Origin of the sequence: Paraburkholderia sp. UCT70 (assembly GCF_050434085.1) — a bacterium.
In the GTDB taxonomy this organism is placed as follows: domain Bacteria; phylum Pseudomonadota; class Gammaproteobacteria; order Burkholderiales; family Burkholderiaceae; genus Paraburkholderia; species Paraburkholderia tuberum.
On the sequence record NZ_JBNPVZ010000004.1, the window covers coordinates 709,174 to 734,853 of the forward strand.

General features: G+C 63.2%; 24 protein-coding genes and 2 tRNA genes. 11 read left to right on the forward strand and 15 right to left on the reverse strand.

Annotation, left to right across the window (positions count from 1 at the left end; translation table 11 throughout):
- Positions 1–144: 144 nt before the first annotated feature.
- From OKW41_RS28770 to OKW41_RS28780, 3 genes are all read left to right on the forward strand, one after another.
- A complete protein-coding gene (locus tag OKW41_RS28770) occupies positions 145–903 on the forward strand; it encodes a response regulator (RefSeq protein WP_429574725.1) in 759 nt (252 codons plus the stop codon).
- On the forward strand, positions 887–2,164 hold the full coding sequence (locus tag OKW41_RS28775) for an ATP-binding protein (RefSeq protein WP_429574726.1): 1,278 nt from the start codon (positions 887–889) through the stop codon (positions 2,162–2,164). Before OKW41_RS28770 ends, OKW41_RS28775 begins: the two co-directional genes overlap by 17 nt.
- Positions 2,165–3,290: 1,126 nt before the next feature.
- The gene (locus OKW41_RS28780) at positions 3,291–4,097 is read left to right on the forward strand and encodes a sensor histidine kinase (protein WP_429574727.1); all 807 of its coding nucleotides are present in this window, start codon (positions 3,291–3,293) and stop codon (positions 4,095–4,097) included.
- Between the two features lie 532 nt (positions 4,098–4,629).
- On the opposite strand, the gene OKW41_RS28785 is transcribed toward OKW41_RS28780, so the two are convergent.
- The 3 genes from OKW41_RS28785 to OKW41_RS28795 form a co-directional block, all read right to left on the reverse strand.
- Positions 4,630–5,862, reverse strand: a complete 1,233-nt coding sequence (locus tag OKW41_RS28785) for a tyrosine-type recombinase/integrase (protein ID WP_429449284.1) — start codon at positions 5,860–5,862, stop codon at positions 4,630–4,632.
- A 152-nt stretch (positions 5,863–6,014) separates the two neighbouring features.
- Positions 6,015–6,101: transfer RNA gene (locus tag OKW41_RS28790), tRNA-Leu, on the reverse strand.
- A gap of 225 nt (positions 6,102–6,326) precedes the next feature.
- Positions 6,327–6,413: transfer RNA gene (locus tag OKW41_RS28795), tRNA-Leu, on the reverse strand.
- Between the two features lie 414 nt (positions 6,414–6,827).
- Between OKW41_RS28795 and rnr the strand changes: the two genes are divergently transcribed.
- Positions 6,828–9,311 (forward strand): ribonuclease R, encoded by a 2,484-nt coding sequence (gene rnr / locus OKW41_RS28800; RefSeq protein WP_429574728.1) that lies wholly within the window; start codon positions 6,828–6,830, stop codon positions 9,309–9,311.
- Between the two features lie 132 nt (positions 9,312–9,443).
- A complete protein-coding gene (gene rlmB, locus OKW41_RS28805; RefSeq protein ID WP_184029367.1) occupies positions 9,444–10,187 on the forward strand; it encodes a 23S rRNA (guanosine(2251)-2'-O)-methyltransferase RlmB in 744 nt (247 codons plus the stop codon).
- A 93-nt stretch (positions 10,188–10,280) separates the two neighbouring features.
- On the opposite strand, the gene OKW41_RS28810 is transcribed toward rlmB, so the two are convergent.
- The 4 genes from OKW41_RS28810 to OKW41_RS28825 all read right to left on the reverse strand — a co-directional run bounded on the left by OKW41_RS28810 (position 10,281) and on the right by OKW41_RS28825 (position 11,536).
- Entirely contained in the window at positions 10,281–10,553 is a 273-nt protein-coding gene (locus tag OKW41_RS28810) for a contact-dependent growth inhibition system immunity protein (RefSeq protein ID WP_429574729.1), read from the reverse strand.
- A 120-nt stretch (positions 10,554–10,673) separates the two neighbouring features.
- Entirely contained in the window at positions 10,674–10,835 is a 162-nt protein-coding gene (locus tag OKW41_RS28815; protein WP_429576502.1) for a contact-dependent growth inhibition system immunity protein, read from the reverse strand.
- A gap of 13 nt (positions 10,836–10,848) precedes the next feature.
- Complete coding sequence (locus OKW41_RS28820) at positions 10,849–10,935, reverse strand: hypothetical protein (RefSeq protein WP_429576503.1); 87 nt, start codon at positions 10,933–10,935, stop codon at positions 10,849–10,851.
- On the reverse strand, positions 10,904–11,536 hold the full coding sequence (locus tag OKW41_RS28825) for an RNase A-like domain-containing protein (RefSeq protein ID WP_429574730.1): 633 nt from the start codon (positions 11,534–11,536) through the stop codon (positions 10,904–10,906). The genes OKW41_RS28820 and OKW41_RS28825 overlap by 32 nt, the downstream gene beginning before the upstream one ends.
- Before the next feature lie 206 nt (positions 11,537–11,742).
- Here OKW41_RS28825 and rpiA point away from each other — a divergent pair, with 206 nt between their 5' ends.
- On the forward strand, positions 11,743–12,438 hold the full coding sequence (rpiA, locus tag OKW41_RS28830) for a ribose-5-phosphate isomerase RpiA (protein WP_429574731.1): 696 nt from the start codon (positions 11,743–11,745) through the stop codon (positions 12,436–12,438).
- 49 nt (positions 12,439–12,487) lie between these two features.
- On the opposite strand, the gene OKW41_RS28835 is transcribed toward rpiA, so the two are convergent.
- The gene (locus tag OKW41_RS28835) at positions 12,488–12,706 is read right to left on the reverse strand and encodes a hypothetical protein (RefSeq protein ID WP_429574732.1); all 219 of its coding nucleotides are present in this window, start codon (positions 12,704–12,706) and stop codon (positions 12,488–12,490) included.
- A gap of 379 nt (positions 12,707–13,085) precedes the next feature.
- Here OKW41_RS28835 and OKW41_RS28840 point away from each other — a divergent pair, with 379 nt between their 5' ends.
- From OKW41_RS28840 to OKW41_RS28850, 3 genes are all read left to right on the forward strand, one after another.
- Positions 13,086–14,315 (forward strand): glycosyltransferase family 4 protein, encoded by a 1,230-nt coding sequence (locus tag OKW41_RS28840; RefSeq protein ID WP_429574733.1) that lies wholly within the window; start codon positions 13,086–13,088, stop codon positions 14,313–14,315.
- Positions 14,316–14,556: 241 nt separating this feature from the next.
- Positions 14,557–14,814, forward strand: coding sequence for a type II toxin-antitoxin system HigB family toxin (locus OKW41_RS28845; RefSeq protein WP_429574734.1), 258 nt, complete (start codon positions 14,557–14,559; stop codon positions 14,812–14,814).
- On the forward strand, positions 14,811–15,233 hold the full coding sequence (locus tag OKW41_RS28850; RefSeq protein WP_429449470.1) for a helix-turn-helix domain-containing protein: 423 nt from the start codon (positions 14,811–14,813) through the stop codon (positions 15,231–15,233). Before OKW41_RS28845 ends, OKW41_RS28850 begins: the two co-directional genes overlap by 4 nt.
- A gap of 276 nt (positions 15,234–15,509) precedes the next feature.
- Here OKW41_RS28850 and OKW41_RS28855 read toward each other — a convergent pair whose 3' ends face one another.
- Positions 15,510–16,895 (reverse strand): undecaprenyl-phosphate glucose phosphotransferase, encoded by a 1,386-nt coding sequence (locus OKW41_RS28855; protein WP_429449472.1) that lies wholly within the window; start codon positions 16,893–16,895, stop codon positions 15,510–15,512.
- Between the two features lie 36 nt (positions 16,896–16,931).
- Entirely contained in the window at positions 16,932–17,666 is a 735-nt protein-coding gene (locus OKW41_RS28860) for a Crp/Fnr family transcriptional regulator (protein WP_184044020.1), read from the reverse strand.
- A 315-nt stretch (positions 17,667–17,981) separates the two neighbouring features.
- Between OKW41_RS28860 and OKW41_RS28865 the strand changes: the two genes are divergently transcribed.
- Positions 17,982–18,131: a hypothetical protein gene (locus tag OKW41_RS28865; RefSeq protein WP_429449474.1), complete on the forward strand. Its 150-nt coding sequence runs from the start codon at positions 17,982–17,984 to the stop codon at positions 18,129–18,131.
- A gap of 164 nt (positions 18,132–18,295) precedes the next feature.
- Here OKW41_RS28865 and OKW41_RS28870 read toward each other — a convergent pair whose 3' ends face one another.
- Genes OKW41_RS28870 through OKW41_RS28890 form a run of 5 tightly spaced genes read right to left on the reverse strand, consistent with a single transcriptional unit; the run spans position 18,296 to position 24,695 of the window.
- Entirely contained in the window at positions 18,296–20,944 is a 2,649-nt protein-coding gene (locus tag OKW41_RS28870; protein WP_429574735.1) for a glycosyl hydrolase 2 galactose-binding domain-containing protein, read from the reverse strand.
- Between the two features lie 57 nt (positions 20,945–21,001).
- Positions 21,002–22,075 carry a DUF1839 family protein gene (locus tag OKW41_RS28875; protein ID WP_429574736.1) on the reverse strand — a complete coding sequence of 358 codons (1,074 nt, stop codon included), beginning with the start codon at positions 22,073–22,075 and terminating at the stop codon, positions 21,002–21,004.
- A complete protein-coding gene (locus OKW41_RS28880) occupies positions 22,072–23,139 on the reverse strand; it encodes an amino acid--[acyl-carrier-protein] ligase (protein WP_429574737.1) in 1,068 nt (355 codons plus the stop codon). The genes OKW41_RS28875 and OKW41_RS28880 overlap by 4 nt, the downstream gene beginning before the upstream one ends.
- Entirely contained in the window at positions 23,140–24,447 is a 1,308-nt protein-coding gene (locus OKW41_RS28885) for an acyl-CoA dehydrogenase family protein (protein ID WP_429574738.1), read from the reverse strand.
- Positions 24,444–24,695, reverse strand: coding sequence for an acyl carrier protein (locus OKW41_RS28890; protein ID WP_013089253.1), 252 nt, complete (start codon positions 24,693–24,695; stop codon positions 24,444–24,446). Before OKW41_RS28890 ends, OKW41_RS28885 begins: the two co-directional genes overlap by 4 nt.
- Positions 24,696–25,064: 369 nt before the next feature.
- On the opposite strand from OKW41_RS28890, the gene OKW41_RS28895 reads away from it, so the two are divergent.
- Entirely contained in the window at positions 25,065–25,598 is a 534-nt protein-coding gene (locus OKW41_RS28895; protein WP_429574739.1) for a GNAT family N-acetyltransferase, read from the forward strand.
- Positions 25,599–25,680 lie beyond the last annotated feature (82 nt).

The window sequence follows — 25,680 nt, forward strand, 5'->3', positions numbered from 1 at the left end:
ACCGGCGAAAGAGATTCGGGCGTTCGGCGCACGAAACGCGGGACGACGCGGCCTTTGCGTTAGCGACCGCAGATCTCAGTAATATTCCGAAAGCCAATCGTGCCCTTTCCGGGCTACGATAACCCCGTCCTCATGCCGCCCCGAATGCCTGAAGTGCACGCACCTTCCACGCCCGATTCCGCCCTGCAAGTCCTGCTCGTCGACGACGACGCCGAACTGCGCGATCTGCTGCGCAAGTTCTTCCAGCAGCGCGGCATCGCGTTCTCCGTATTGCACGACGCCACGAATCTGGCGCGGCGGCTGGAACGCGAGCGCCCATCCATCATCGTGCTGGACCTCATGATGCCGGGTGTGGATGGCCTCACGGCGCTCAAGCAGCTGCGAGCCAGCGGCGACACGATTCCGGTCGTCATGCTCACGGCCCGCGCTGAAGGCGTGGACCGTGTGCTCGGGCTCGAACTCGGCGCGGACGACTATCTCGGCAAGCCCTTCATGCCGCAGGAACTGCTCGCGCGCATCCACGCGGTGCTGCGCCGGCAGGGCCAGCCGCAGACCACGGCGGCGCCGGAGAAGCGCGCGCCGTGCCGGTTCGGACGTTTCGAACTCGATTTCTCGACGCGCACGCTCCTGTGCGACGGCGAACCCGTGAAGCTCACGGGCGGCGAATACGCGCTGCTCGAAGTGCTCGCCTCGCACCCCATGGAAACGCTTTCGCGTACGCGCCTCATCGAGCTGCTCCACGGCCCGGATGCCGAAGTCACGGAACGCGGCATCGACGTACCGGTGTGGCGCCTGCGCCGGCTGATCGAGGACGACCCGTCCAATCCCCGCCGGCTGCAAACCATGCGCGGCGTCGGCTACATGTTCGTTCCCGACAACCCGGCCGATGAAGAATCCGCTTGATACGGTGTTTGGCCGGCTCGTAGTTACCACGGTTGGCCTGCTCCTACTCGTGCACCTCACGTCGCTGCTGCTGATCGACCGCACACGGGCGAGCCTCGCCGCGTCCCATATTTCGCGCGTTGTGGAGGCCGGTGCACAAATGAGCCAGCAGGACACCGGGCACGAACGTTCCGTGGCGGACATCCTCGGCATTTCTCTGGTGGACATTCACGGGCTCCCGCCCGCCGACGCTCAGCGTTTCCTCAACGACACGATAGGGCCGCTCGAGCAGCGTCTGAGGCGCGTCCTGCCCGCAGGCAGCCACGTCGCGCTGGACAGCGAAGGCACGCTCCGCGTCCTGCCCGCGGGCAGCTCGCGCGGCATCGTGCTGCCGCAGGCGGAGGTGCCGCCGAGCCGTTTCACCGGCGTGCTGACTCTCACGCTGGTGTTCGCCATCGTGGTCGCTGTCGTGCTTGCCTGGCAACTCAACCGGCCGATCCGCGACCTCGCCGCAGCCGCGCGCGAGCATCGCATGGGCCATCACTTGAGCCACGTGCGCAAGCGCGGGCCGCGCGAGCTCCGCGAACTGATCGGCGACTTCGACGACATGACGCGCGAACTGGCCGAGGCCGAGCGCGAGCGCGCCGTGATGCTCGCGAGCATCGCGCACGATCTGCGCACGCCGATCACGCGCATGCAGGTGCGTGCGGACCTGCTTGCCGATCCGGGCGATCGCGATGGTTTCCTACGCGATGCCGAATCCATGTCGCGCGTCATCACGCAGTTCCTCGACTTTGCCAGGGAGAGCCCCGAAGGCTCGCCGCAGATCAGCGTGGATGCGCACTGCCGCCGCGATTACAGGGACGCGCTGAGTCCTGGCGGCGAACAGGACGCAGACGCGCTCGTCACGCTCGACCTGCGCGCGGGGCCGGGCTTCACGCTGCCCATCGTCGATGTCGACCGCATCCTGTCGAACCTCGTCGAGAATGCGCTGACCTACGGCGAGCCGCCCGTCGAAATATCCACGCGAGCGCATGAGGAGCTTTACGAACTCGCGGTGCGCGACCATGGTGCCGGCGTGCCCGCGCCCGACCTCGACCGCGTGCTGCGCCCTTTCGTGCGGCTCGATCCCGCGCGCGGTGGCACCGCGCATAGCGGCCTCGGTCTCGCCATCGTGCGCCGTCTCGTTCGCCATCACGGCGGCACACTTCAAATCTCCAACGCGTCCGATGGCGGCCTCGTCATCGCGATGATGTTTCGGAGGCGCAGCCCCACACGTTGAAGCACCCTAGTTCGTCGCCGCTGCGGGCAACCGCAACGAATCGCCGCTGCTGCGTGACGCGCTGCCCAGAGTGAGCCAGATGGCGCGCGCCATCGGCATGGACCTGAATGGCGCGCGCCTCAGTCTGGATGGTGACCATCAGAAGCGGAGCGAACGAGCTTGATGTATTCGGAGTGGGCCCACGCGAGCGGTGTGGCTGAGCCCGTCGGCCCGCCGGTCACGAAGGGCGTGTTGGGCAGATCGGGCAGATCCCACAATTGCTCGGGAAGCAGACCGCGCGTTCCTGCGAACGCCTCGAGAGCGCGGATGTAGGGTGTAGGATCGCCACCAGCGGCCAATTCATCATGGCCGCGTTCGCCAGCAAGCAGCGGCCAGGGGCGCCCAACCCCGAAGGGAGACCCTCTCCGGACGTTCACCCCGCGTGACCTCTACGGCCGCATTTAGGGTTCAACGGTCATCAAGGTGCCCGGGTGCGGACAGATCGTCGCCCTATAGGCGATCGGCGGCGGAAAGCGGTAAAAAATATGGCGTGGGCAAGTAATGGAAATCTTACTAATATGGGAAAGGTGGTCAGTCCGGCCAGTCCTGAATGTCGTGTCCCCCTTGGCGCCCATTCTGCCTATCCACTACTTCCGGCTGATTAGTCGGCGGAATGAGCGGACCAAATCGACCTGTCCGGTGCGAGGCTGTGAATGCCGTCACAATCCTGCTGCAATGGCGCGTTTCCGCGTGGACATCGAAAGCATTGGTACGGGGATTTGTCATGACTTTTCCTGCGCAGGATCGGGCGGGCCGCTTGCTGGACACGAAGATGCAACTTTCGGTTTCGCAGAGATTGCATCAAATCGCTGATCGAACTGGTTCCATATCCAGTCGCTGTTGTGGACGACTGGCTTACGATCATCTGCACCAACGCCTGCGCAGCATCGCTGCTCGGCTATACGACGGAAGAACTCTCCGGCATGTGCTGCGGCACAGTCTTTCCTCAGTTGACAGCACCCGGTGGAGAGTCCCCGACCGAAGTGCGATCTTTCGGTGATGAGCCGTCCGCCCGCGGCGCAATGAAACCCGTCATTGCAAGCCGCAAGGACGGAGGCTGTGTTGCCGTGAACATCAAGAGCACGCGGTGCCCAACCGAGCTTTCGCCCCCTGGAGGCTGGTTTTCGAGCAGGTGAAAGCTGGTCGGGACGAGGAACTGGGGGCGCATCTGGCACGGATGTCGGAACTGGAGTTTATGACAGGTGGAGGAGCCCACGAGATCAGGCAGCCGCTGACGGCGATCCTGAGCAATGCAGAGGCGGCGCAGCGGATTCTCGGGATGGATGTGCCAAACCTGTCTGAGTTGCGCGAGGCGATGGCGGACATCGCGGATAGCAGCTTCAGGGCCAACGAAATTGTCCGGACGATGCAGCAGCTGGCCAGACGGGCTCCCCACGAAACGCTCCCCCTCGACATGGGCAACCTGGTCCGCTCAGTGGTTCAGCGCATGCGTCGCGATGCTGCCGTGCGCGACATACAGATGTCGTTAGATATCGTCCCGGACTTGCCGGTCGTGCACGGCAACAACATACAGCTGCAGCAGGTCATGGCCAACTTGTTGACGAACGCGTTTGATGCGGTAGAAGGATGTTCCGCAGAGGACCGGGTTGTTTCCGTAGCAGTGATGGGCGCGCTGGACAGAAGCGGCGTAAGCATTGCTGTAAGCGATCGCGGCCTGGGTTTGAGCACCGAGCAGATCGGCAGATTGTTCACGCCGTATATCACGTCGAAGGCACACGGGCTGGGATTAGGCCTGTCGATCAGCAGCACCATCATCACCATGCATGGTGGGCGCCTGTGGGCCGAAAGTAATGGCGAACGCGGCGCAGTGTTTCATATCCTGCTCCCCGCGCGGGGCACGGAAGTAGAAACCGGTTCGCCGCGAAAATCATGAACACGCTCCTCCCAAAGTGTTCGAGGTCGAGGACGACGAACGCGTGCGCAGCGCGCTCGTATGGCTGCTACGGTTAAGCGACCATCGGGTGAAAACGTTCGGAAGCACTGAGGCATTCATGGAACACGCGAATCTCGCCGACGTCCCGGCGAGCCTGCTGTGGACCTGCAACTTCCGGGCTGAGCCGGCTGGCTCTGCAACGTCGGTTGCGCGTGATGCTTCCGATTATCTTCAAAAGTCGTCGTTGTAGTCAGAGAAGCTCGAACCGCGGTTCAGGGTTGATCGCGTTGCAAAAGGGCGTGACTTGACGGTACCGATGACGGTATCAACCTGCCAAGTCGTCTTGAGATGCGTGGCTTTCACGATTTTTTAAGGCGGGGGGCGTTGATTTTCCGATGCGGCCCACCTAAAGCCGTTGAGTGCCAGGATGAAATGCCGGTATCGCTGGCGGTATCGGCGGGTGCAATGGGAGCCGAGCGAGGCTCTGCGGTGGGTTTGCGGCGGGTGGTTGTCAATTGAGTGGGTATGGTGCTCAGGTTTGCTTGCTTGATCCTGCGGCCGTCGTTGGCATGCTTAGCCGATCAATATAGTCGGCCCACTCCTGCATGACCCTGCGACGATCGTCGTCAAACGTTGTTCTGTCATAGGCCTTTTGTACATCGCCACGCTTGGCGTGTGCCAGTTGCGCTTCCAGTACATCGATATCCATACCGAGTCGTTCTCGTCCGACCGTGCGGAGCATGCCCCGGAAACCGTGCGTCGCGTGTTTTCCTTGAAAGCCCATCTCTCGCAGTGCTTTGCTCAATGCATCTCGATGTAAATGAGGAGTCTTTTGGCGGGCAGGGGACGGAAAGACATAGTGCCCCTTACCGGTAAGTGACTGCAACTCGTTCAGGACGGCGATGGCCTGTTTCGGCAATGGCACGATATGATCGTGCCGCATTTTCATCCGCTCGGCTGCAACATGCCATTCAGCTGTCTTGAGGTTTACCTCGTCCCACGGCACTGCGGCAACTACACCTGGGCGAAGGCCGGTCAGCATGGTGAGCTTGAGGGCGGCGCGTGTAATAGGCGACTCGTAGGCATCGATGGCAAGAACGAGCGGAGCGATGTCCGCAGGCCTGGTGATCGCTGGTATGTGGCCTTTCTTGTGGCGTGGCACAACGCCGCGGAGTGTCAAGGCGGCGCCATCTTCGCGCAGTCCGTTCTGAACGGCGTACGTCACGATGCCACCGACATATTGCCTTGCTTTGGTCGCGAGGTTGGGCGCGTGGGATGCGATCGCTTCGAGTATGGGCTTGACCTCCGGCGTGGCAAGCGTCGAGATGGGCTTGTTGCGGAGCGCGGGAGTCAGGTATTCGCGTACGACAAACTCCGCTTTCCGGTAGGTTTCGTCTGCCCATTCCTTGCGTTTGAAGTCGAGCCAACGCTGCGCCACGAGATGGAAGGCGCCTTCGGCTACGCGTTTGCGTGCTGTGGATTCGGCCCGGCGATGTTCTACCGGATCGGTGCCCTCGCGTACAAGATTGCGCGCGGTAGTGGCCGACCGTCGTGCATCAACGAGCGTGATATCGGGGTAGGGGCCGAGGCTGAGGAAGTTCTCCCTGCCCGTGCTCGGTCGTCGGTAGCGGAACAGCCAGGTCTTGGCGCCGTTTGGCTGGACTCTCAGGGCGAGTCCGTTTCCATCTGCGTGAAGGTAGGAGCGCGCACGCGCTTTAGCTGCACGGAACACCAACTCTGACTTCGGTTCGACGCGTCTGGGCATGGGTTTGCCCCCGAATCTGGTATACGCAACAGCATACGCAAAAATCGTCGATGTCAGTGGAACGCAAGGGATCTGTAGAGAACAAAAAACCCCGTAAGACGTTGACTTTACGGGGTTTCTCGGACTTCTTCGGCTTACGCCGGAATAGCTGTTGGTGCCCAGGAGAGGACTCGAACCTCCACGGTGTTGCCACCGCTAGGACCTGAACCTAGTGCGTCTACCAATTCCGCCACCTGGGCACGTCTTCAAGCTAGACCGCTATTTTAGCAAGATGATTAAGCTTGTCAATTCCTGCTTCAAACAAACTTGCTTTTCTCATCCGCTCGGTTGAACGCGCAGCGAAGTAATGCAATCGCTGCTGAACCACCGTCCTGCTGATCCGCCAATCGAAACACAAACAACGATTTCGACTACCAGGCCTTACAAAAAAGAGAGCCGCCAAAAGGCGGCTCTACTTTTGAATCTGGTGCCCAAGAGAGGACTCGAACCTCCACAGTGTTGCCACCGCTAGGACCTGAACCTAGTGCGTCTACCAATTTCGCCACCTGGGCAGATGATGAACAGCAAAGACCGTCATTATAACGTCAGGTCCCGACCTGTCAAGCGATTTGCCGAACGCGATTCAACCTCGCGGCGAGCCCGGCGCACTATGCGTCCCAACCACCGCCGCAGGCCCGCGTGGTGCCCGACACGGGTGTTAGAATGCCTCGCAGTAGTTCGTTGGCACGATGCACATCCGGCGTCCCGACGCGAGTGTCGACATGCGATCAGGCGGACGCGCGTCGGCTGGCGTCGAACGAGCCGGACCCAGGCAGTTTCCGGTGCAAATCGCAGTGGAGCAGAAGAGCAGAAAGCAGCAGGTGCAATGACCGAGCCAGCGCAGCCGCCGTGCAGATGCAGCCGAGCGCGACTGCGCGCAATACGCAAACGCCTTCCAGGCCGGATCACATCGCCGACCGACGTCCATGCAACGAGAAAAAATCATCGACAAGCCCTTGAGCAAATTTCCGTATCCGATTCCAAGCCGCGAAGAAATCCTCGGCGTGCTGCGCACGAGTGAAATGCCGCTTGCCGCGAACGACATCGCCGAAGCCCTGTCGATCAAGCGCCAGGAGCGCGAAGGATTTTTCAAGCGTCTCGGCGCAATGGAGCGCGACGGCCAGATCCGGCTCGATCAGCGCAATCTCTATCAACTGACCCATCCGTCGAACTTCGTCGCGGGCCGCGTCCAGGGCCATCGCGACGGCTACGGTTTCCTGATTCGCGACGACGGCCAGGACGACCTGTTCCTGCCCAACGGCGAGATGCAGAAGGTCATGCACAACGACCGCGTGCTCGCGCGCATCGTCGGCTATGACCGGCGCGGGCGGCCGGAAGGGCACATCGTCGAGGTCACCGACCGCGCGAACAAGCGCGTGATCGGCCGTCTGCTCAACGAGAACGGCGCGCTGATCGTCGCGCCCGAAGACAAGCGCATCGGCCACGACATCCTGATCACGCAGAACACCCGCAAGGCGAAAGTTGGCCAGGTCGTGGTGGTCGAACTGACCGATTTTCCGAGCCGTCATTCGCAGCCGCTCGGCCGCGTGGTCGAAGTGCTGGGCGATATCGACGACCCTGGCATGGAAATCGAAATCGCGGTGCGCAAGTACGGCGTGCCGCACGAGTTCGGCGAGGCCGCGCTGGCCGAAGCGGCGAAGCTGCCCGACGAAGTGCGCCCGGTCGACATTCGCCATCGCGTCGATCTGCGCGACGTGCCGCTCGTCACGATCGACGGCGAGGACGCGCGCGACTTTGACGACGCCGTCTATTGCGAGCCGGTGCAGGTGGGCCGCGGCGACGGCTTCCGCCTGATCGTCGCAATCGCGGACGTGTCGCATTACGTGCTTCCGCAAAGCGGGCTCGATACCGACGCGATCGAGCGCAGCACGTCGGTGTATTTCCCGCGCCGCGTGATCCCGATGCTGCCGGAGAAGCTGTCGAACGGACTGTGCTCGCTGAATCCGCAAGTCGACCGCTGCGTGCTCGTGTGCGACATGATCGTCACCGCGCGTGGCGACGTGAAGGCGTATCAGTTCTATCCGGGCGTCATGCATTCGGCCGCGCGGCTCACCTACACCGAAGTCGCCGCGGTGCTGAAAAACACCAAAGGCCCGGAAGCGACCCGCCGCGCCGCGTTGCTGCCGCAACTGCAGAATCTGTATGGCGTCTACAAGGCGCTGTTCGCGGCGCGTCAGAAGCGCGGCGCGATCGACTTCGATACGACGGAGACGTACATCGTCTGCAACGCGCAGGGCAAGATCGAGCAGATCGTGCCGCGCACGCGCAACGATGCGCACAAGCTGATCGAGGAATGCATGCTGGCCGCGAACGTGTGCGCGGCGGACTTCCTCAAGCGCAACAAGCATCCGGGCCTGTTTCGCGTGCATGCGGGCCCGAGCGCGGAAAAGCTCGAGAACCTGCGTACCTTCCTGCGCGGCATGGGTCTGACGCTCGGCGGCGGCGACACGCCGCACGCGAGCGACTACGCCGCACTGATGGCGCAGATCCGCGACCGGCCCGACGCCTCGATGCTGCAGACGATGCTGCTGCGCTCGATGCAGCAGGCGGTCTACAGCCCCGACAACATCGGCCACTTTGGCCTCGCCTACGAGGCCTACGCGCACTTCACGAGCCCGATCCGCCGTTACCCCGACCTGCTCACGCATCGCGCGATCTACGCGATCCTGCAGGGCCGCAAGTATCAGCCGCAGCCGCCGCACGGCGTCGAGCTCAATACCGCACTGTCGCCGCGCGCCCGCGCGATGCAGCAGGCCGACGAGGAAAAGCGCGGCGCCCGCGGGCGCGCGAACAACGTGGCGATCTGGGAAGAACTTGGGCTGCACTGCTCGGCGAACGAGCGCCGCGCGGACGAAGCATCGCGCGATGTCGAAGCGTGGCTCAAGTGCTATTTCATGCGCGACAAGCTCGGCGAAGAGTATGGCGGCATGGTCAACGGCGTCACGTCGTTTGGTATTTTCGTGCAGCTCGATTCGCTGTTCATCGAAGGCCTCGTGCATGTGACCGAACTCGGCTCCGACTACTTCCAGTACGACGAGATCAAGAACGAGCTGCGCGGCGAGCGCACCGGCATTCGCTACCGGCTGTCGGATCGCGTGCGCGTGCAGGTGAGCCGCGTCGATCTCGACGCGCGCAAGATCGACTTCCGCCTTGTGCGCGATACGCCGATCAAGCCGCCTTTGACACGCGGTATCGCGGCGGACAAGGGAGAAGGCGCTGGCCCGCGCGTGCGCGTGATGCCGCCGGTGGAAAGTGGCGCGTCGGTGCCGGGTCCGCGGCGCAAGAAGGCCGCGCCCGCGCAGAGCGCGGCGGTCAAGGAAGCGCGCGTGGCGAGGAAGCACGGTGTCGCGACCAAGGCGGCGTCGAAGCAGGCACGCAAGAAGCGCTGAGGCTTTCACAGCGCCGGGACCGCGCGCAGCGGGCACGTGAGCACGTGCCGGTTGCGCGCGGTCTGCCTTTTGGTTTCATATTCATCACAGTGGCGCGCGTTGAATGCGCGCCCCATCAAAGGTTGTTCAGTCATGGCACGTCATAAGGTCTTATACGGTTTCCACGCAGTGACCGCCCGTATCCGGCACGATGCGTCGACGGTCGAGGATGTCTATTACGACGCGACGCGCAAGGACCGTCGTATGACCGAATTCCTGCATGCCGCGAAGGACGCGGGCGTGCGTCTGATCGCCGCCGACGAAACGCGTCTGTGGGGCCTCGCGCGCACGGAACGTCATCAGGGCGTGGTCGCGCGCGCGGGCGATCTGCCGCTTGCGCAGAATCTCGCCGAACTGCTCGACGGCATCAGCGGCTCGCCGCTGATCCTCGTGCTCGACGGCGTGACCGATCCGCACAATCTCGGCGCCTGCCTGCGGGTCGCCGACGCGGCCGGCGCCCACGCGGTGATCGCGCCGCGCGATCGCGCGGTGGGACTGAACGCGACCGCCGCGAAAGTCGCGAGCGGCGCGGCCGACACGGTCCCGTACATCACGGTCACGAATCTGGCGCGCGCGCTGCGCGAACTGAAGGACGCGGGTGTCTGGGTGGTCGGCACGGCCGACGACGCGCAGAAGAGTGTCTACGAAACGGAACTCGACGGGCCGGTGGCGCTCGTGATGGGGGCCGAAGGCGAGGGCATGCGACGCCTGACGCGTGAAACCTGCGATGTCGTCATGAACATTCCGATGGCGGGGACGGTGGAGAGTTTGAATGTATCCGTGGCTAGCGGAGTGTGTCTGTTCGAGGCTGTGCGGCAGCGGGCGGTGAAGAAGTAGTTTTTCTGTCGTCGTTCTTGTTGTTGGCCGATTGTTGGCGCCCGGAACGCAGTGGTGGTTCCGGGCGTTTTGCTTTGAGTGCGGAAAATACAGCTATTTGCGCAGGAGGCACTTTAGTTCATCAAGAAAGGACTTCGTCGTGTAGCCCCACAATTTGGGGCAAAAGCCAGTGTCGTATTCCCTTTCGAAAGCGGGATCAAGTTGCATCGGGTGCGCATTCATGAATAGATCAATTTCGCCGATCAATTCTGTCCCTCTTGTAGCACGCGATGATTTTCCGGGATGGTGTTTCCCCACAGATCGAAGTCCTTGGTTGAAATAGGCACCGAACGGTTCGTACATCCGTGGGTGGCGATCTGATCGCATGACTCGTCTTCACTGAGTGATGAGAATTCTCTTCAATTCCTCGAAGACCTGTCTTCACCAGGTGAAGACTCAGACGTCCTTCTTTCAGAAAAATAAACCTGTTGCTGTTGCGCTCGGACACTACGTGGTGAGGATTTTTGCTAATTCATCAAGGAAGGAGCTGGTTGTGTATCCCCATAAGACGGGGTTGAAATCAAAGCCGTACGCATCATAAATTTTTTCATCGAGTTTTTCGCCTGCCTCCCTTCTGAATTTCTCTATTTCGGCTAGCGTATCCCGGATCTCTTCGGGCGAACTATCTCTCTCTCTTGAAGCAGGAGACTATCTCCTCCACAGTCTCTCCCCAAATGTCAGAGTCCTGATTGAGATAGCCACCAAGCAATGCATAAAATTGTGGGTACGACGTTTCGTCGATCCTGATGGAGAATCAAGAGGCGCGTCGGGTTTGACTGAGCCCAACTCCTGATCCTTGGCGTGTTGGAGTCCATCACCTTCGAGATCGCCCACTCCGCCGCCTGCAAATCCCGAAACGACGATACTACGTCTCTTTTCGGTTCCAACCTAAGCCTCTCCCGCAACTGCGCCTCAGTCCTCCCCACATGCTTCAATATCGTATGTCCGCCGATCAGGCTACCAGCTTCGGTCTCGTGCGCATCCAGACTAATCCGCCCCATCGTAATCCGCGCGACACGCGCGGCTTTGATCGAGCCGGCAAATCCGAACGGCACGACGATATCGAGCGACACGCCAATCTGGTTCGCCAGCTCCGAGCGGGCTTTCAGCGTCTCGGCAAGCTTCGTCGTGCTCTGCTGCGTCAGCGTGGCCTTCTCCTGGCCCGTCAGCCCTGCGGCGACCTGCAGGCCACCCCATAGCCGGTTGGTCAGCATCTCCGTCTGGCTGATCGGTCCGCGCGTCAGTACGGCGGCCAGTTGCGGGGCACTGAGCACCGCGCGCACACCATCTTCATCGTATTGCTGCGACATTCCAGAATCATCTGCGGTCTCGCGGGCCTAAAAACTGGCAAGCGACCACAGCGGTATGAAATGGGCGATGGATGAATCCGGTGTCTCAATGTGTCCAATCGTGTCCGGCAAACAAGCGTGGTCCGCGGCACAAAGCCACCCAAACCCGGCCTTCTCCGCGCCACTCCGGTAAACTACGGGTTTTTCACGCTTTTCCCGCCTCTCCCATGACTCAAGACGAACTCAAGCAACTGGTCGGCCAGGCCGCCGCCGATTACGTGAATGCCAACGTGCCGCAAGGCTCGGTGATCGGCGTCGGCACGGGCTCCACCGCGAACTGCTTCATCGACGCGCTGGCCGCCACCAAATCCCGCTATCGCGGCGCGGTGTCGAGTTCGCTCGCCACCACCGCGCGTCTGCAATCGCACGGCTTCAAAGTGCTCGACCTGAATGAGATCGACTCGCTGCCGGTGTACGTCGACGGCGCCGACGAAATCGATCACAGCGGCGCGATGATCAAGGGCGGCGGCGGCGCGCTCACGCGCGAGAAGATCGTCGCGTCGGTGTCGGAAGTATTCGTCTGCATCGCGGATGCGAGCAAGGTCGTCGAGAAGCTGGGCCATTTCCCGCTGCCAATCGAAGTCGTGCCGATGGCGCGCACCGCGATCGGCCGGCGCGTGACGGCGCTCGGCGGCGTGCCCGTCGTGCGTGTGACGAAGGAGGGTGTGCCGTTCATCACCGACAACGGCAACGAGATCATCGACGTGAAGGGCTTGAGCATCAGCGACCCGCGCACGCTCGAGGCGCATATCAACGCATGGCCCGGCGTCGTCACGGTTGGCCTGTTCGCGGGCCGCGGCGCGAATCTGTGCCTGCTCGGCACGGACACCGGCGTGCAAACGATCAAGTACGGCCAGAATTAAGCGAATTGCGTTTCTGTTCGCTCTGACGCGTGTGAGCCGCTCCAACGGTTCACACGCGTTTTTTGTTGCGGTCGTGCCGCCCGATCCCGCTTATACCGCCCGCCGCGGCGGCAATCGCGCGCACCTGGCGGAAAATGCCCGGCAGCGTGCGCAGACAATTAGCCGCCGGGGCCCGCCGCGCGATGCCCGACACGCGCGCGTCGTCGATCATCCGCGCGCCAAGCGCTTCGAAGCGCACGCGCAACGGACCGTCCAACAGCAGCACCACTGCGTCGCGCGCCGTGCAGCGCACGGCGAATTCCCCCAGGGCGAACCCGGCCCTCCCAACTGAGTGCTCCGATCGCCAAACGGCACGCGAGGCACGCGAGGCACTGCGGCCGTCGACGTCGCTCGCCCGTCGCTCGCGCAGCGCTCCGATCGTAAAGGTGTGGGCTGGACTGGCGAGCAGGCGTGGGGCGATACGTCAGGCGTAGTGCACATACGAAAGCGCGGGAATGAAGCCGTGTTTTTGCAGACGCGAACGGACTCTCCGAATTACTCGCGTACTGTCGCACGTCGAATGTGGGCACGCGCACGCACAGGCAGGAGCGTGGCACATACACTCTTCTCTGAGGCCAGCTGGCGATTCGTGACAGATAGGACGGCATATGAAAGTGGCGATCGTGCACGATTGGCTGGTCGCTCCCGGCGGCGCCGAGAAAGTGCTCGGGCAGATCATCGAGTGCTTTCCCGACGCCGACGTTTTCAGCGTCGTCGATTTCCTCGAAGATCGCACGCCGCTTGCCGGTAAGCCGGTCACCACGTCGTTCATTCAAGGCCTGCCGTTTGCGCGCAGTCGTTATCGCGCCTATTTGCCCTTGATGCCGCTCGCCGTCGAACGGTTCGATCTGTCGAGCTATGACTTGATCATCACCAGTTCTTGCGCAGTCGCGAAGGGCGTATTGGTCGGCCCTCATCAGACGCACATCAGTTACGTGCACTCGCTGATGCGATATGCGTGGGATCTGCAGCATCAGTATCTGCGCGAAGCGAATCTGCTGCGCGGGGCGAAGTCGTGGGCCGCGCGGGTGTTGCTGCATTATCTGCGCGGCTGGGACGCGCAGTCGACGAATGGTGTCGATCGTCTGATCGCGAATTCGCATTCGGTCGCGCGGCGCATGATGAAAACCTATCGGCGCGATGCCGCGGTGATTCCACCGCCCGTCGATGTGAACGAATTCGAACTGCGCACCGAAAAAGACGATTTCTATCTGACCGTGTCGCGGATGGTGCCGCACCAACGCATCGATCTGATCGTCGAGACGTTCAACGCGACGCCGCAGCGCAAGCTGATCGCGATCGGCGACGGGCCGCAGATGGCGTCGATCCGCGCGAAGGCAGGACCGAACGTGACGGTCCTCGGCTATCAGCCATTCGGCGTACTGAAGGAGTATCTGGCGCGTGCGCGAGCCTTCGTGTGCGCCGCCGAGGAAGATTTCGGCATCGTGCCACTCGAAGCGCAGGCCTGCGGCACGCCGGTCATTGCGTTCGCCAGGGGCGGGGCGCTCGAAACGGTAGTGCCGGTCGGCGACCCGCACCCGACCGGCGTTTTCTTCGCGCGTCAGACGGCGGTGTCAATGCTCGACGCGATCGACCGCTTCGAGCGCTTGAGCGCATACATCACGCCGGCGGCCTGTCGCGCGAATGCCGAGCGGTTTTCGGCTCAGGTGTTTCGGCGGGCGTTCATGGCCGAAGTCACGCGCACGATTGCGGCGGTCGCTCAGGGTCTGCCGGCGATGGAGCTGGGGGAGCAGTTGAGATGGGCGCAGCCCGATCTCGCGACCCGGGAACTCGGCATCGCCAGCGACACGGCGCCGAAAAGCAGGTGGAGGCAATGAGGTGAGGGTCTTTCGCTGTTCTCGCCTCGTGGAGTTTTCGATAGGAGAGAAAGAGGTTTTCGTCGTCATGCAGTGATTTCGCAACGGGCAGTAACGAGCCGTTCTGACCAACGCGTCCGGGCGGCTCTTGGTGTGGGCGCGTCCGCTTCGCGCTTTGTGTCGGCAGCGCGTATCGCGTATCGCGCGATAGGCGCCGCGCGTGCAATGCCAGCCGCGGCGGGCCATTGTCAAGCAGGCAGTATTGGACTTCAAAAAACGACATCGGGGTGCGCGCCACGCGCTGTGGGCGAGATATTCGCTGGCGCGGCATGCCTCGCGTGGCCATAACGACCTGAAGCAGACGTTCGCTATCGTGATCGCTGAATTTCCTCACTGCGAAGTTCGCCGTGCCGGCAATTCTGCGCGTAACGGCGATTCACTACAACAGGCAGTCGTCATTCGCGCGTCACCGATTAACGCGCCGACGGCTTTTTGGACGAGGATGAATTTAAACTCATGAATGCCGATCGCCTTCCGGGACCTTTTCCCGACATCTCCGCAACGTGGGCTGCGCTGAAGAGCCAGTTGCCGATCACGCCGATTCGCACCGAAGAGGATTATCACCAGATGGTGCGAGTCGCCAACTCCCTGTCCGATCATCTAAGCGGCCACGACAACGATCCGCTCGCCGATCTGCACGCGATCGTGACGGAACTGGTCGGTCACTGGCAAGCGCGCAACCTGACGATGCCAAAAGCGGAGCCGCGCGAGGTCCTGCGCCATCTGCTGATCACGCATGGTCTCAAGCAGAAGGATCTGGCCGGCATCGCGTCGCCGACCGTGGTCAGCGATATTCTCGCGGGGCGCCGCGCGATCAGCAAGAAAGTCGCCAAGGCGCTCGCGGTACGGTTTCAGACCGATGTCAGCGCGTTCCTGTAGAGGCGGTGCCACGCGGCGGACCCGTCCATGAAGTGGTCCGTCGCGGCTGCTCATCTTGCGTCAACGACGGCGGCTGTCGATCGGGCCGCCCGAGTTGGCGCTTCCATTCGCAGCGGCGTGTACGCGTTGTTGCGCGGTTGGGTGTTTTTCTCGAATGAAACGCAGGCGCATTCCGGCGATCCTTCAGCGCACCGCCTTCAGTACCCGCACTTCGTATGCGTCGCAGTGCCGGCACGATGACCGACACTCCCGGATGCGATTCCCTCGATGGCATGGTCAGAACGCGTTGCGGCCAACAAAGCCCTTGAAAATCGTGATGAAGACGATCTTCATGTCGAACCAGAACGACCAGTTCTGGATATAGAAGAGATCGAACTTCACGCGCGCTTCCATCTTCTCGACCTTGGTGGTCGCGCCGCGATAGCCGTTGACCTGGGCCCAGCCGGTGATGCCGGGCTTGATGCGGTAACGGTGCATGTAGCCGTATACCTGGTCCTTGTACAGATCATCGTGTTCGACCGCATGCGGACGCGGACCCACCACCGACATCTGACCGAGCAGCACGTTCAGAAACTGCGGCAACTCGTCGAGACTCGTGCGGCGCATGAAGCTGCCGAGCTTCGTCACGCGCAAGTCGTTGCGAGTCGCCTGCGTGATCTGGCCGCGCTCTTCCTGGTGCACGGTCATCGAGCGGAACTTGTAGATGGCGAACGGCAGGCCGTCGACGCCCTTGCGGATCTGCCGGAAAAACACCGGTCCCGGCGACGTGAGCTTGATGCCGATCGCGAGCACGACGAACACCGGCGCGAGCACGAAGAGCGCGAGCGCCGCGAACAGGCGGTCGAACATCAGCTTGGGCCACATCTGCGGCGACGAGAATGGCGTCGCGCTCAGATTCAGCGTCGGCAAACCGACGACATCGACGATCGCATGATTGAACAGCGACAGACTGCGCACGTCGGGAATGAAGCGCAGATTGACGAAGTCGTGTCTGAAGGTGCGCGTGAAGCGGTAGATCGTGTGTTCCTCGGAAAGGGGCAACGCAAGCCACACTTCGTTCACGCGTTCATTGCGCACCTTCGTCGCGAACGCTTCCAGATCCGTCAGCACGGGTAGGCGGGTCAGACGCGCGCCATACGCGTCGTGGCCTTGCACGCTGGTGTCGAACACGCACACCGGTTTGAAGCCCGCTTGCGGCGCATGCTCGAGATGCGCGAGCAGCGTGCGCGCAAACCCCGGTGCGCCGACGATCGCGACGGTGCGCGCGTTCATGCCGCGGCGACGTACGAAGCGCAGCACCACGTGCATGATGCAGCGTGTCGCGATGATCAACGCGCCCGAGATCAGCGTCGAGTAGCCGAGCCACAGGCGCGACACCGCATCCGTCCGATGCAGCGTGAATGCGAGCAGGAGCGCGGTCGCGACCACCATGAGCCACGCGGCGGCGATTCGCGCGAGCACCGGCGCGAGCGCCTTGCCGCGCCACGTCTCATAGACCCCGAAGCCCGGAAACAGCAACAGAACCAGCACACACTTGAACGCGATCAGAAGACGCTCGGTATCGGCGAACGCGATCGGCGCGGAGAAGCGCATCCAGTGGGCGAGCAGACCGCCTGCAATCACGAACAGTGCGTCGAGACATCGAGCAGTAATCCTGAACATAGGCAAATCGACCACGGTCATCGAGCCGCGTGCCGCTTATTCGACGGTCTCGGCCTGGCGCAGTCGCGGCAGCAGACGATCGAATTCGCGTTTCACGAGGCCGTAGCATTCGCACGCGCGGGCTTCGAGGCCCTTGCGGTCGAGCACCTTGATATGACCGCGGCTATGATGAATCAGGCCTTCGTCGTGCAGCTTGCCGGCCGCTTCGGTGATGCCTTCGCGGCGCACGCCGAGCATGTCGGCAATCAGCTGCTGCGTGACGGTCAGATCGTTCGACGCCACGCGGTCCACCTCGATCAGCAGCCAGCGGCACAGTTGCTTGTTGAGCGCGTGATGGCGATTGCACGCGGCGGTCTGCGCGACCTGGGTCAGAAGAGCGTGCATATACAGCAGCATCAGGCGGCGCAGAAAGTCGGACCGCGCGAACTGCTGCTTGAGCGCCTGTGCGCTCATCCGGTAGGCGAAGCCCGCGCATTGCACCTGTACGCGGTTCGGCATGGTTTCGCCGCCCGTGAGGACCGGCACGCCGGTCATGCCTTCGCGGCCGACCGCGGCGATCTCGACGGAGCTGCCGTCTTCCATCGTCGAGAGCATCGAGATGATCGCGGTGGTGGGGAAGTACACATGATGGATCCGTTGACCCGAGTCGCATAGCAGTTGCTCGGTGCGCAGATGAACCAGTTCGAGGTGGGGAGCTAGTGCCTGCCATTCGTGCGACGGCATTGCGCCCAGCAGATGGTTACCGTGCAAATCGGATTGAAGTGTCAACATGATCGGTCCTCGCATGAAAGTCGCGCCTCGCGCGACTCTCTCCGTTTATTTGATCCGATGCCCGCATCCTCGGAAGTGGGCTGCCCGGCGGGCAGCCAGGATGAACGGCATCGGCCCCGTTTTAGGCCTGTCTGCCACCGCCTCTGTTGTTGCGCTCGTGTGCGGTGACACTCTGTTGCGTTGAGGTAGTAGCGAGGACCGTGCCAACGTTAGGGAAAACGCCTGCTGATGCGGCGCAGCGAAGAAACCCGGAGCGCGTCGGGAGAGTAAAAGCGGCCTTTTGTTTCAGTTCTGCACACCCCCGCCGGATGGGGAATGCATCGTATGAAAGCTTTGGGTTTGGGCGAATCCCTTGATATCAAAGGCTTCACGGCCAAAAACTGGGGTGCTGTCGAAGCTGTCTCAGATTTGAACCTGGCGCCGCATGCACGTTTTGAAGCGCTCCTCGTGAAGTGCCGGAAATGATTCAGAAGTGTTAAATGGAGTGCGTGCGCTGTCGCACGTAAGGCCTTTCAGAGCAGGCAACAGTCGCGTTCGAGCCAACAGTGAGCGAGCCGGGCAGACAGTTCGAGACCTGCGAAGCGAGCTTTGGGGCGCTTCGCGTACGTGCGACTAGTTCGGAATGACCACTAGCCGTAGAAAATGGCGGATAGCGCATTGATCGCGCGGACTTCCCCCTGGGGTGCCCCGCATGTTTCATCCACTTTAAAGGCCGCGTTTGATGCAGGAGCAACGAGTTCTTGCGGCGACGCCGCGAAGGCGGTCGGCAGCAGCGATTCGAGCGCGTGCAGCGGCACGACACAGCGCCGGTTCGGCGCGAGATGGAACCAGTCGCGCGCCGCGCGATAACGGGGGTCAATGATATGAACGAAGCGCGCAAAGCGTTTCGTTTCGATCGCAAGCTGCCAGCCGCTGCCGTCGCCACGACGTTCGACCTCGACGGTCATACCGATGTCATCACGCGCGTGCACGCTACGCTCGGGCAGATGAAACGCTTCGGACACGATCTCGCCACTCGTGGCATCGTAGAGCGTTGCAATCGTGAGATCGTGCGCGCGTGGGCCGAAGCGGTACGCATGCGTGAAATCGAAGAACTGGCCCAGATGCGCGGCCGCACTGATGCGTTGCAGGCTGCGCGGGGCAAGCGTCAGCGCGCGTCGCGCGGACGTGACTTTCACGCTGCCGTCGCGCAGACAGACCAGTTCGAGTTCGCCGCAAAACGTTTGTGCGCGCTCGTTGATCAGATGAATATCGAGGCCGTTCAGGCCTTCGTCGGTGAGCGTGATCTGCAACGGCTGCAGTGTCTGCGCGAAGCCGTGCAGCGCGCTTTTCGGCCGTCCCGTCGCGTCGATCACGCCCCAGCCCGCGCCCGCGCGCAGATCCTGCAACTGCCACACGAGGCCGCCGCCGCACGACGAGCCCGCGCGCCGCCACTCGGCGAACACGTCGCCGATCAGCTCGGCAACCACCGCGCGCGACAGATCCAGATAACGCGCCGCATCTTCATAGCGCAAGCGCGCCGGCTCGACGCCGTAAAGCGCCTGCAAATAATGATCGCGCACGTCGTCGAAATCCCAGCCTGCGCCAGGATCGCGCGGCACGGCGGCTTTCCAGCGCGGATCGTGCGTGTGGATCGTGCCGAGCGCGTCGTGCAGCGTCGCCTCGTCGGGGACGTTGGCGAATGCCAGGCATTCGGCCGCGAAGCGCACCTGCGCGCGGCGCACGTCGGCGAGCGGGCGCTGATACGCGCCGACGCCGTAATAGTGCGTGACGCCCTCGCTAGTCGAAAACGGCCACGCGCCGCCCGACGGCGAATTGCTGACATAGGGCACGTCCTCGCGATCGCGCGCGACGAGCGCGGGCAGCAGCTCGGTAAACAACGCTTGCGCTCGCTGCGCCGCGGGCAGTCCGAACATCGCCGCCTGCTGGTCGACCTCGCTGCCGCCGCACAGCACCGCGAGCGAGGCAAAGCGACGCGTGCGGCTCAGGAACTGGCTCGCTTCGCGCTCGATCAGCACGCTGAACGCGGCATCGTTCGGGTAGTCGAAATTCGCCAGCGCGAAGTCCTGCCAGATCAGCAGGCCATACTCGTCGGCGAGCGCATAAAACAGATCGGACTCATAGAGCATCGTGCCGCCGACGCGCAGCATGTTCATGCCAGCGGCGCGCGCGAGCTCGAACGTATGGCGCAATTGCGTTTCGGTGCCTGCTAGCGTGACGAGATCGGCGCTGGTCCAGCACGCGCCGCGACAGAATATGGGCACTTCGTTCACGCGCAAGGCGAAACCCGCAGCATCGGCGCCGCGGTCCACTTCGAGACGACGAAAGCCGATCGAGCCCAGAGACTGAGAGATCACGTTGCCGTCGACGAGCTGCAACGTCAGAGGATATAAAGTGGGCTCTCCATGCGTATGCGGCCACCAGCGTTTCGCGTGGGGCACGCGCACGTCGCCGGTGAGTGTATGTGCATCGTGCCATTGCAAGGACGAAACATGGTCGCCGCAAGAAAGTGTCGCGCGGCAGGCCGCGACGTCGTGGGGGCGTACGAAACGTAAAGTCAACGAAACAACCCCATCCTCTTGCTCGAGCCGGCTGGTCAGATCAATCGTGTCGAATGCGTGCGGCGCGTCGCCGAGCATTTCGATCGGACGCCACGGGCCGACCGTCTGAATCGACGGACACCAGCCGGGCATATGGCCGAGCAGCGTGGTGCGCACGCTGCGAAGCGTCGGCGGCGACACGAGCCGCGGCCGCCAGCGCGCACGCGAGCGTTTGGCCGCCAACGCTGGCGTCAGTGAGCGAAAGCACATTACGAGCGTCGCGCGGCCATCCAGTTCGATATCCAGATCATGGGCGATGAACATCGATGCGGAATCGAGCCGCTTCACATCGTCGAGCCACACTTGCGCGAGCGTCGCGAGTCCATGAAAACGCAAGCGGCGCCGCCCCGTACCGATCAGCGTGACGCGATACCAGTGATCGTCGAATGCGAGCGGTGGCGGGTGATCGACATCGAGCAGACCGGCGGCGAGCCGCGCGCTCGCGACGGTGCCGGGCACCTGCGCGGCGAGCCAGCCTTGCGCGGGCAGATCGGCCGGCGACTCATAGGCGTGCGGCGGGGTGCTCAGACAGGCCCAGCCGGTGTCGAGCCGTTGCGGCCATAGCGAGGGCGCGGCGCGGGCAGTGCCTGCATCATGCGCTTGCGCGATCGCGCCGGTCGCGCGCGCACGGCCAGCATCGCTCTCGTCAGCGGGCGGATCGAGTGTCGATAGATCCACGGTCAATTCCCGGAAAAACCGCGCGGCACGAAGTGCGCGCGACAACGCATCACCGTATTAGCGCACCAGAGCGGCCAGCGGTGGCAGCGTTTTTTCATAAGCGCTTTCAAGCACGTCGAAGCAGTCTTCGCAGGTATCGCGACGGCCGCGCGCGATCGCGCGAATGAGCCGGAACTGCATCACCATCGACTCCGACGCGATGCGTTGCGCGGCGGCCGGAATCGTCGGCGGGATCTCGAAGCCTTGTGCGAACAGCCACTGCAGATATTTCGACAGGAACTCGAAGTTCGCGCCGAGCTGCCGCATCAGATTGAACGAGTACAGATGGAAGTACGCCTCGTCGCGCTCGAACAGCGTATCGAGATGCGCGGGAAACGCGGCACGCCATTGCGAAATCGGATTGGTCAACGGACGCCGTTCCAGATGCGCGCACAGCAGTTCCGCCGACGCCTCCGCGAGCGCGGTGCCTTCGAGCGCGGGCCGCGCCTGCTTGGCGAACTCGACGTATGGAAACAGCAGATCGGGCTGCGCGGTGAAATGCGGCAGCTTGCGAAACACGCCGTCGTAGTCGTCGCCCTCGAGCCGGTGGTAGCCGGTGTTGTGGAAATAGCCGAGGCGGCGCGCGGCGGTGTCGACGAAGTCGATGCCGATCGTGGTCTTCGGATGCTCGCGGCGATACGAGGTCGCGCGCGTATCGGGGAGGTAGTAGCCGTCGACTTCGACGAGCACGGTGTGGCCGCGCAACGTCTGCGCGAGCACGCGTTCTTCGAGCGAGTCGTAGATCGCGAGCTCCTGCACCTGGGTGCCATACAGACGTTCGAGATCATCGAGCGGAAACTTGAAGAACGTGAACTGATCGCCTTCGAAATCCTGGGTGACCGTGAACGCGAGCGCCGCGCGCGGATCGAGCCCGAAGCCGTGCAGCAGCTCGATCCACAGATCGACATAGCAGTTGGTCTCCTGCCAAACGCGTTCGCCCTGATGCAGCGCGTGCGCTACGTGCTCGCGCAACTGCGTGCCGGCACCGGGCACCGCGTGGGTCTGCTGATGCGTCGGCGGATCGCCTGGGCGTCGCGGCAACGACGAGTTGGCGAGCGCGCCGGCAAGCGCCGAAGTCGGCGATGGATTCATGCGCGCTCCCCGGCGACGGTCGCGGATTGCGTAGATTGCGCCGCCTGCAGCGCATCCGCGACGCGGGTCTCGGTATCGCCCCACAGCAGCGCGCGCACGTCGTCGGGCCACGCGTCGACGTCGAGCCCATGATGACGGAACAGCGCGAGCGTGATGCGTTCCATGCCGAAGCCGACACAGCCCGTATGCGCGGTCGCGCCGTCTTCGCAGGCGATCTTCCAGATCGCGCCGAAGTGGTCCATGTGATAGTTGAACGACAGGCAGGCCGTCTTGCCGCGCGGATCGGCGACCGCGATCAGCAACTCGAACTTGAGCGCTTGCGCGCGCTGACTATCGGCGACGATCTTGCCGCCGCGGCCGAAGAACGGATCGTTCGCGAGATCGACTTCGACCGGCAAGCCTAGCAGCTTCACAAGCAGCGAGCCGCGCTCGATCCACATCTGCCGGAACGCCATCACCTGCTCGGGGCTGCCGAGACGCACGTATTCCCGTTGACGGAACATCTGCATGCGGCCCGGATCGAGCGACGGCTCATGACGGAAGCAGTACGACAGCACGTCGACGGTGCGGCCGTCGGCGGGCAGCGCGCCGCGCCGCGCCATCACCGGATAGATCGGATAGCAGGCGGCCGGCGTCAGCACGACGCGCGTCGGTTTCTGTTGCGCGAGCCACGCGTCGCCGCGGTCGTCGTCGCTGCCGGCCATCGCATCGTCGAGCGCGCGCAGCAGACGGTGGTGGCCCATGTCGTCGCCGCAAAACGAATGGATGGTACCCGCGAGATTCGGAAAGCTCTTCAGGTATTCGCTATCCTCGAAGTCGGTGCGGCGCATCGCGGGCGGAAAACGCAATACTTCGGCTTGCTGATCTTTACCCAGCTGCGTAATCGCGAGGTTCAGTCGCTCGATCACGTCCTCGAAAACCTGGCTGCGGCCATACAGTCCGTTTTCACCGGTATCGATCAGCAGGCCGGCGACCAGCATCTCGTCGCGCAGCGTGAGCGAAGGCCCCACGTCCGTGGCGGCGGCGGCCGCGGCGATAGCGGCGGTATCGGTCATCAGCTTCATTCAGGGTCTCCCCGGCGCGGCAGGACGTTGCGCGAGCAGCAGACTCGCGGTGTTCTGCGCGATACGGTCGTTATTGATCATCAAGGGCGCCGAGTGCAGGTCGCGCAGATGGCGGCCGACGCTATAGGGCGTGCCGTTCTTGTAGCCCGCCATGCCGCAGATCATCAGCACTTCCTGTACGACCTGCAGCGCGGTGGTCGAAATGCTGGTCTTCAGCGTGTTCATGTCCGACGCGAAACCGAGCATCGCCGCGAGCGGGGCGTCCGCCTGGATCGCGCCCTCGCGTGCCTGATGCGCGGCGCGCGCGGCCTCCAGCGCGACCGATAGACGCGCCTGCATCATCTGCAGTAGCCCGACCGCTTCGGCGAGCCGCAGGCCCGCCGGCGGCATCGTGCCGGGCTTCGCGCGCGCCTGCGCGCGGAAGAACGCTTTCGCGCGATTGACCGCGTCGACGGCGAGGCCGGTCCATACCGACGCCCACAGCGTGTGCGACACGGGCAGCATGGTCTGATCGGCGATGTCGGCGAACGGCGTCGCGAGGATCTGTTCGGCCAGTCCCGTCGCGACGAGCCGGAAGCCCTCGCTGCAGGTGCCGCGCATGCCCATCGCGTCCCAGCCGCCGCGCCGCTCGAGCTGCGTATCGGCGCGCAGCGCGACGATCAGCACCTGGTCGGACGCGGCCGCGTCGGCGGTGCGCCGCGCGGTCACGAGGATGCCGTCGGCGTGCGCGCCGTACGAGATCGTCGGTGCGAGCTTTTCGATCCGAAAACGCGCGCCATCGAGCTCCACCGAGCACGCGCTCGTGCGCATGTTGCCGCCGATCGTCTCTTCCGACGTCGCCGACGCGAGCAGCCATTGCTGCTCGGCCAGTTGTGCAAGCAGGCTCGCTTGCCAGGCGGAGGCGCCGCGATGAGAGTCGATGCACGCGACCTGGATCTGATGCATCGCATAGATCATCGCGGTCGATGCGCAGCCCTGCGCGAGCGTTTCGCAGATCGCACCGATATCGGCAAGCGACAGGCCCGCGCCGCCGAAAGCGGTCGGCACCATCGCCGACAGCAAACGCTCGGCCTTGAGCGCGTCGAACGCCTCGACCGGAAAGCGCGCCTCGCGGTCCACGGCGTCCGCGTACTGCGAGGCGATCGCCGCGCAACGATGCGCTGCAGCACGCCATTCGGGACCGGTATCGAGCGCGCTCAGCGCCCCGGTGCCAGCGCCCTGGCCATCGCCGGTCCGTGTGTCAGTAGTCGAGTTCGACGCCGCCCCGCAGGCCGCTGCGGCGGCCTGACCCAGCAGCGGCGCACTCATGCTGCCGCCTTGGCCTGCTGCAACTCCGTCATCGCGGCGGCCATCGAGTCGATGCTCGAGAACAGGCGGCGCGTCAGCATACGGTCAGGAATTTCGACGTTGAATTCGTCTTCCATGGCAAGCATCAGATGCACGGTCGCGAGCGATGAGAGTCCGGCAGCATAGAGGTCGGCATCGTCGGCGAGGCTTTCCACTGGGACATCCAGGCGTGCGGATTCAGAAAGGATGCGTCTCAATGCAGTTTTCATGCAGTGCTCCCCATATGGTCGAAGGTCTGCCGATGGGCGCCGAGGTCGAATGACGTCGGCACCTGATTTTCGTGTGTAAGTTCGTGCGGTGCGAAGACCGCGGCGTGCGTTCGCGATGGTGCAGTGCGGTGTTGCAGGCGGGCCTACGTGATGCCATCCGCGATACCGGGCGCACGTGGCAAGGCTGCGCTACGTTGGCTCGTATTTAACAATTCTCAACCCCGAGCGTCAGTGCGATGGCGCACGGAAGCACATCTTTCGCGCACGTTACCGTGTAGTCGATGATGAGGGACCGTCATGGATCGGCCTGCCGTCGCGCACGGCAGGCATTGCCGGACCCGCCGAAAATTTTTGACAGCCGGGGGCGTGATGAACTGGAAAACGCTGGAGTTCGATCAGCTATCTGTACGTGAGTTGTATGTCGTGCTGCGTGCGCGCAGTGCGGTATTCGTCGTCGAGCAGTCGCATGTGTGCCTCGACGCGGACGGTCGCGACGAGCAGGCCTTGCATGTGTTCGCGGTCGAAGACATGGCGCGGCCGATGCCGGTGCTAGCCTATGCGCGGGTGCAGCCCGGCGATTCCGAAGATCCGGAAGTGACGGTCGACAAGGTGCTGACGAGTCCGCTGCGGCGCGGCGACGGCACCGCCGAGATGCTGATCGAGCGTGTGCTCGAAGCGGTGGCCCAACGCTGGCCGGGCCGCGCCACGCGCGTGAGCGCACCGCTTGGCTTGCGCGGGTTCTACGAGCAGTTCGGCTTTCGCAAGACGGAGGGACCGTACCTCGAACACGGTATGCCGTTCATCGGTCTCACGCGTCAGGTGCGCGGCGCTCAGGCGCGCTTCGGTCTGAGGCGCCGCGAGCGCGACGGCGCATCGTTCGTCAATACGTTCGAACTGTTGTGATGCCGCGTCGGCTGGGTACGTGTTTTCAGCCTTGGCATCCAGGTCCACCGACCGTGAACAAGCGGTGGACCGGCGTCATTGA

Bases quoted from the DNA above. Each gene is read 5' to 3' on its own strand.
- OKW41_RS28770 (WP_429574725.1), top strand. From the start codon at position 145: ATGCCTGAAGTGCACGCACCTTCCACGCCCGATTCCGCCCTGCAAGTC.
- OKW41_RS28775 (WP_429574726.1), top strand. From the start codon at position 887: ATGAAGAATCCGCTTGATACGGTGTTTGGCCGGCTCGTAGTTACCACG.
- OKW41_RS28785 (WP_429449284.1), bottom strand. From the start codon at position 5,862: ATGCCCAGACGCGTCGAACCGAAGTCAGAGTTGGTGTTCCGTGCAGCT.
- rnr (WP_429574728.1), top strand. From the start codon at position 6,828: ATGCAACGAGAAAAAATCATCGACAAGCCCTTGAGCAAATTTCCGTAT.
- rlmB (WP_184029367.1), top strand. From the start codon at position 9,444: ATGGCACGTCATAAGGTCTTATACGGTTTCCACGCAGTGACCGCCCGT.
- OKW41_RS28810 (WP_429574729.1), bottom strand. From the start codon at position 10,553: ATGCGATCAGATCGCCACCCACGGATGTACGAACCGTTCGGTGCCTAT.
- OKW41_RS28825 (WP_429574730.1), bottom strand. From the start codon at position 11,536: ATGTCGCAGCAATACGATGAAGATGGTGTGCGCGCGGTGCTCAGTGCC.
- rpiA (WP_429574731.1), top strand. From the start codon at position 11,743: ATGACTCAAGACGAACTCAAGCAACTGGTCGGCCAGGCCGCCGCCGAT.
- OKW41_RS28840 (WP_429574733.1), top strand. From the start codon at position 13,086: ATGAAAGTGGCGATCGTGCACGATTGGCTGGTCGCTCCCGGCGGCGCC.
- OKW41_RS28850 (WP_429449470.1), top strand. From the start codon at position 14,811: ATGAATGCCGATCGCCTTCCGGGACCTTTTCCCGACATCTCCGCAACG.
- OKW41_RS28855 (WP_429449472.1), bottom strand. From the start codon at position 16,895: ATGTTCAGGATTACTGCTCGATGTCTCGACGCACTGTTCGTGATTGCA.
- OKW41_RS28860 (WP_184044020.1), bottom strand. From the start codon at position 17,666: ATGTTGACACTTCAATCCGATTTGCACGGTAACCATCTGCTGGGCGCA.
- OKW41_RS28865 (WP_429449474.1), top strand. From the start codon at position 17,982: ATGCATCGTATGAAAGCTTTGGGTTTGGGCGAATCCCTTGATATCAAA.
- OKW41_RS28875 (WP_429574736.1), bottom strand. From the start codon at position 22,075: ATGAATCCATCGCCGACTTCGGCGCTTGCCGGCGCGCTCGCCAACTCG.
- OKW41_RS28880 (WP_429574737.1), bottom strand. From the start codon at position 23,139: ATGAAGCTGATGACCGATACCGCCGCTATCGCCGCGGCCGCCGCCGCC.
- OKW41_RS28885 (WP_429574738.1), bottom strand. From the start codon at position 24,447: ATGAGTGCGCCGCTGCTGGGTCAGGCCGCCGCAGCGGCCTGCGGGGCG.
- OKW41_RS28890 (WP_013089253.1), bottom strand. From the start codon at position 24,695: ATGAAAACTGCATTGAGACGCATCCTTTCTGAATCCGCACGCCTGGAT.
- OKW41_RS28895 (WP_429574739.1), top strand. From the start codon at position 25,065: ATGAACTGGAAAACGCTGGAGTTCGATCAGCTATCTGTACGTGAGTTG.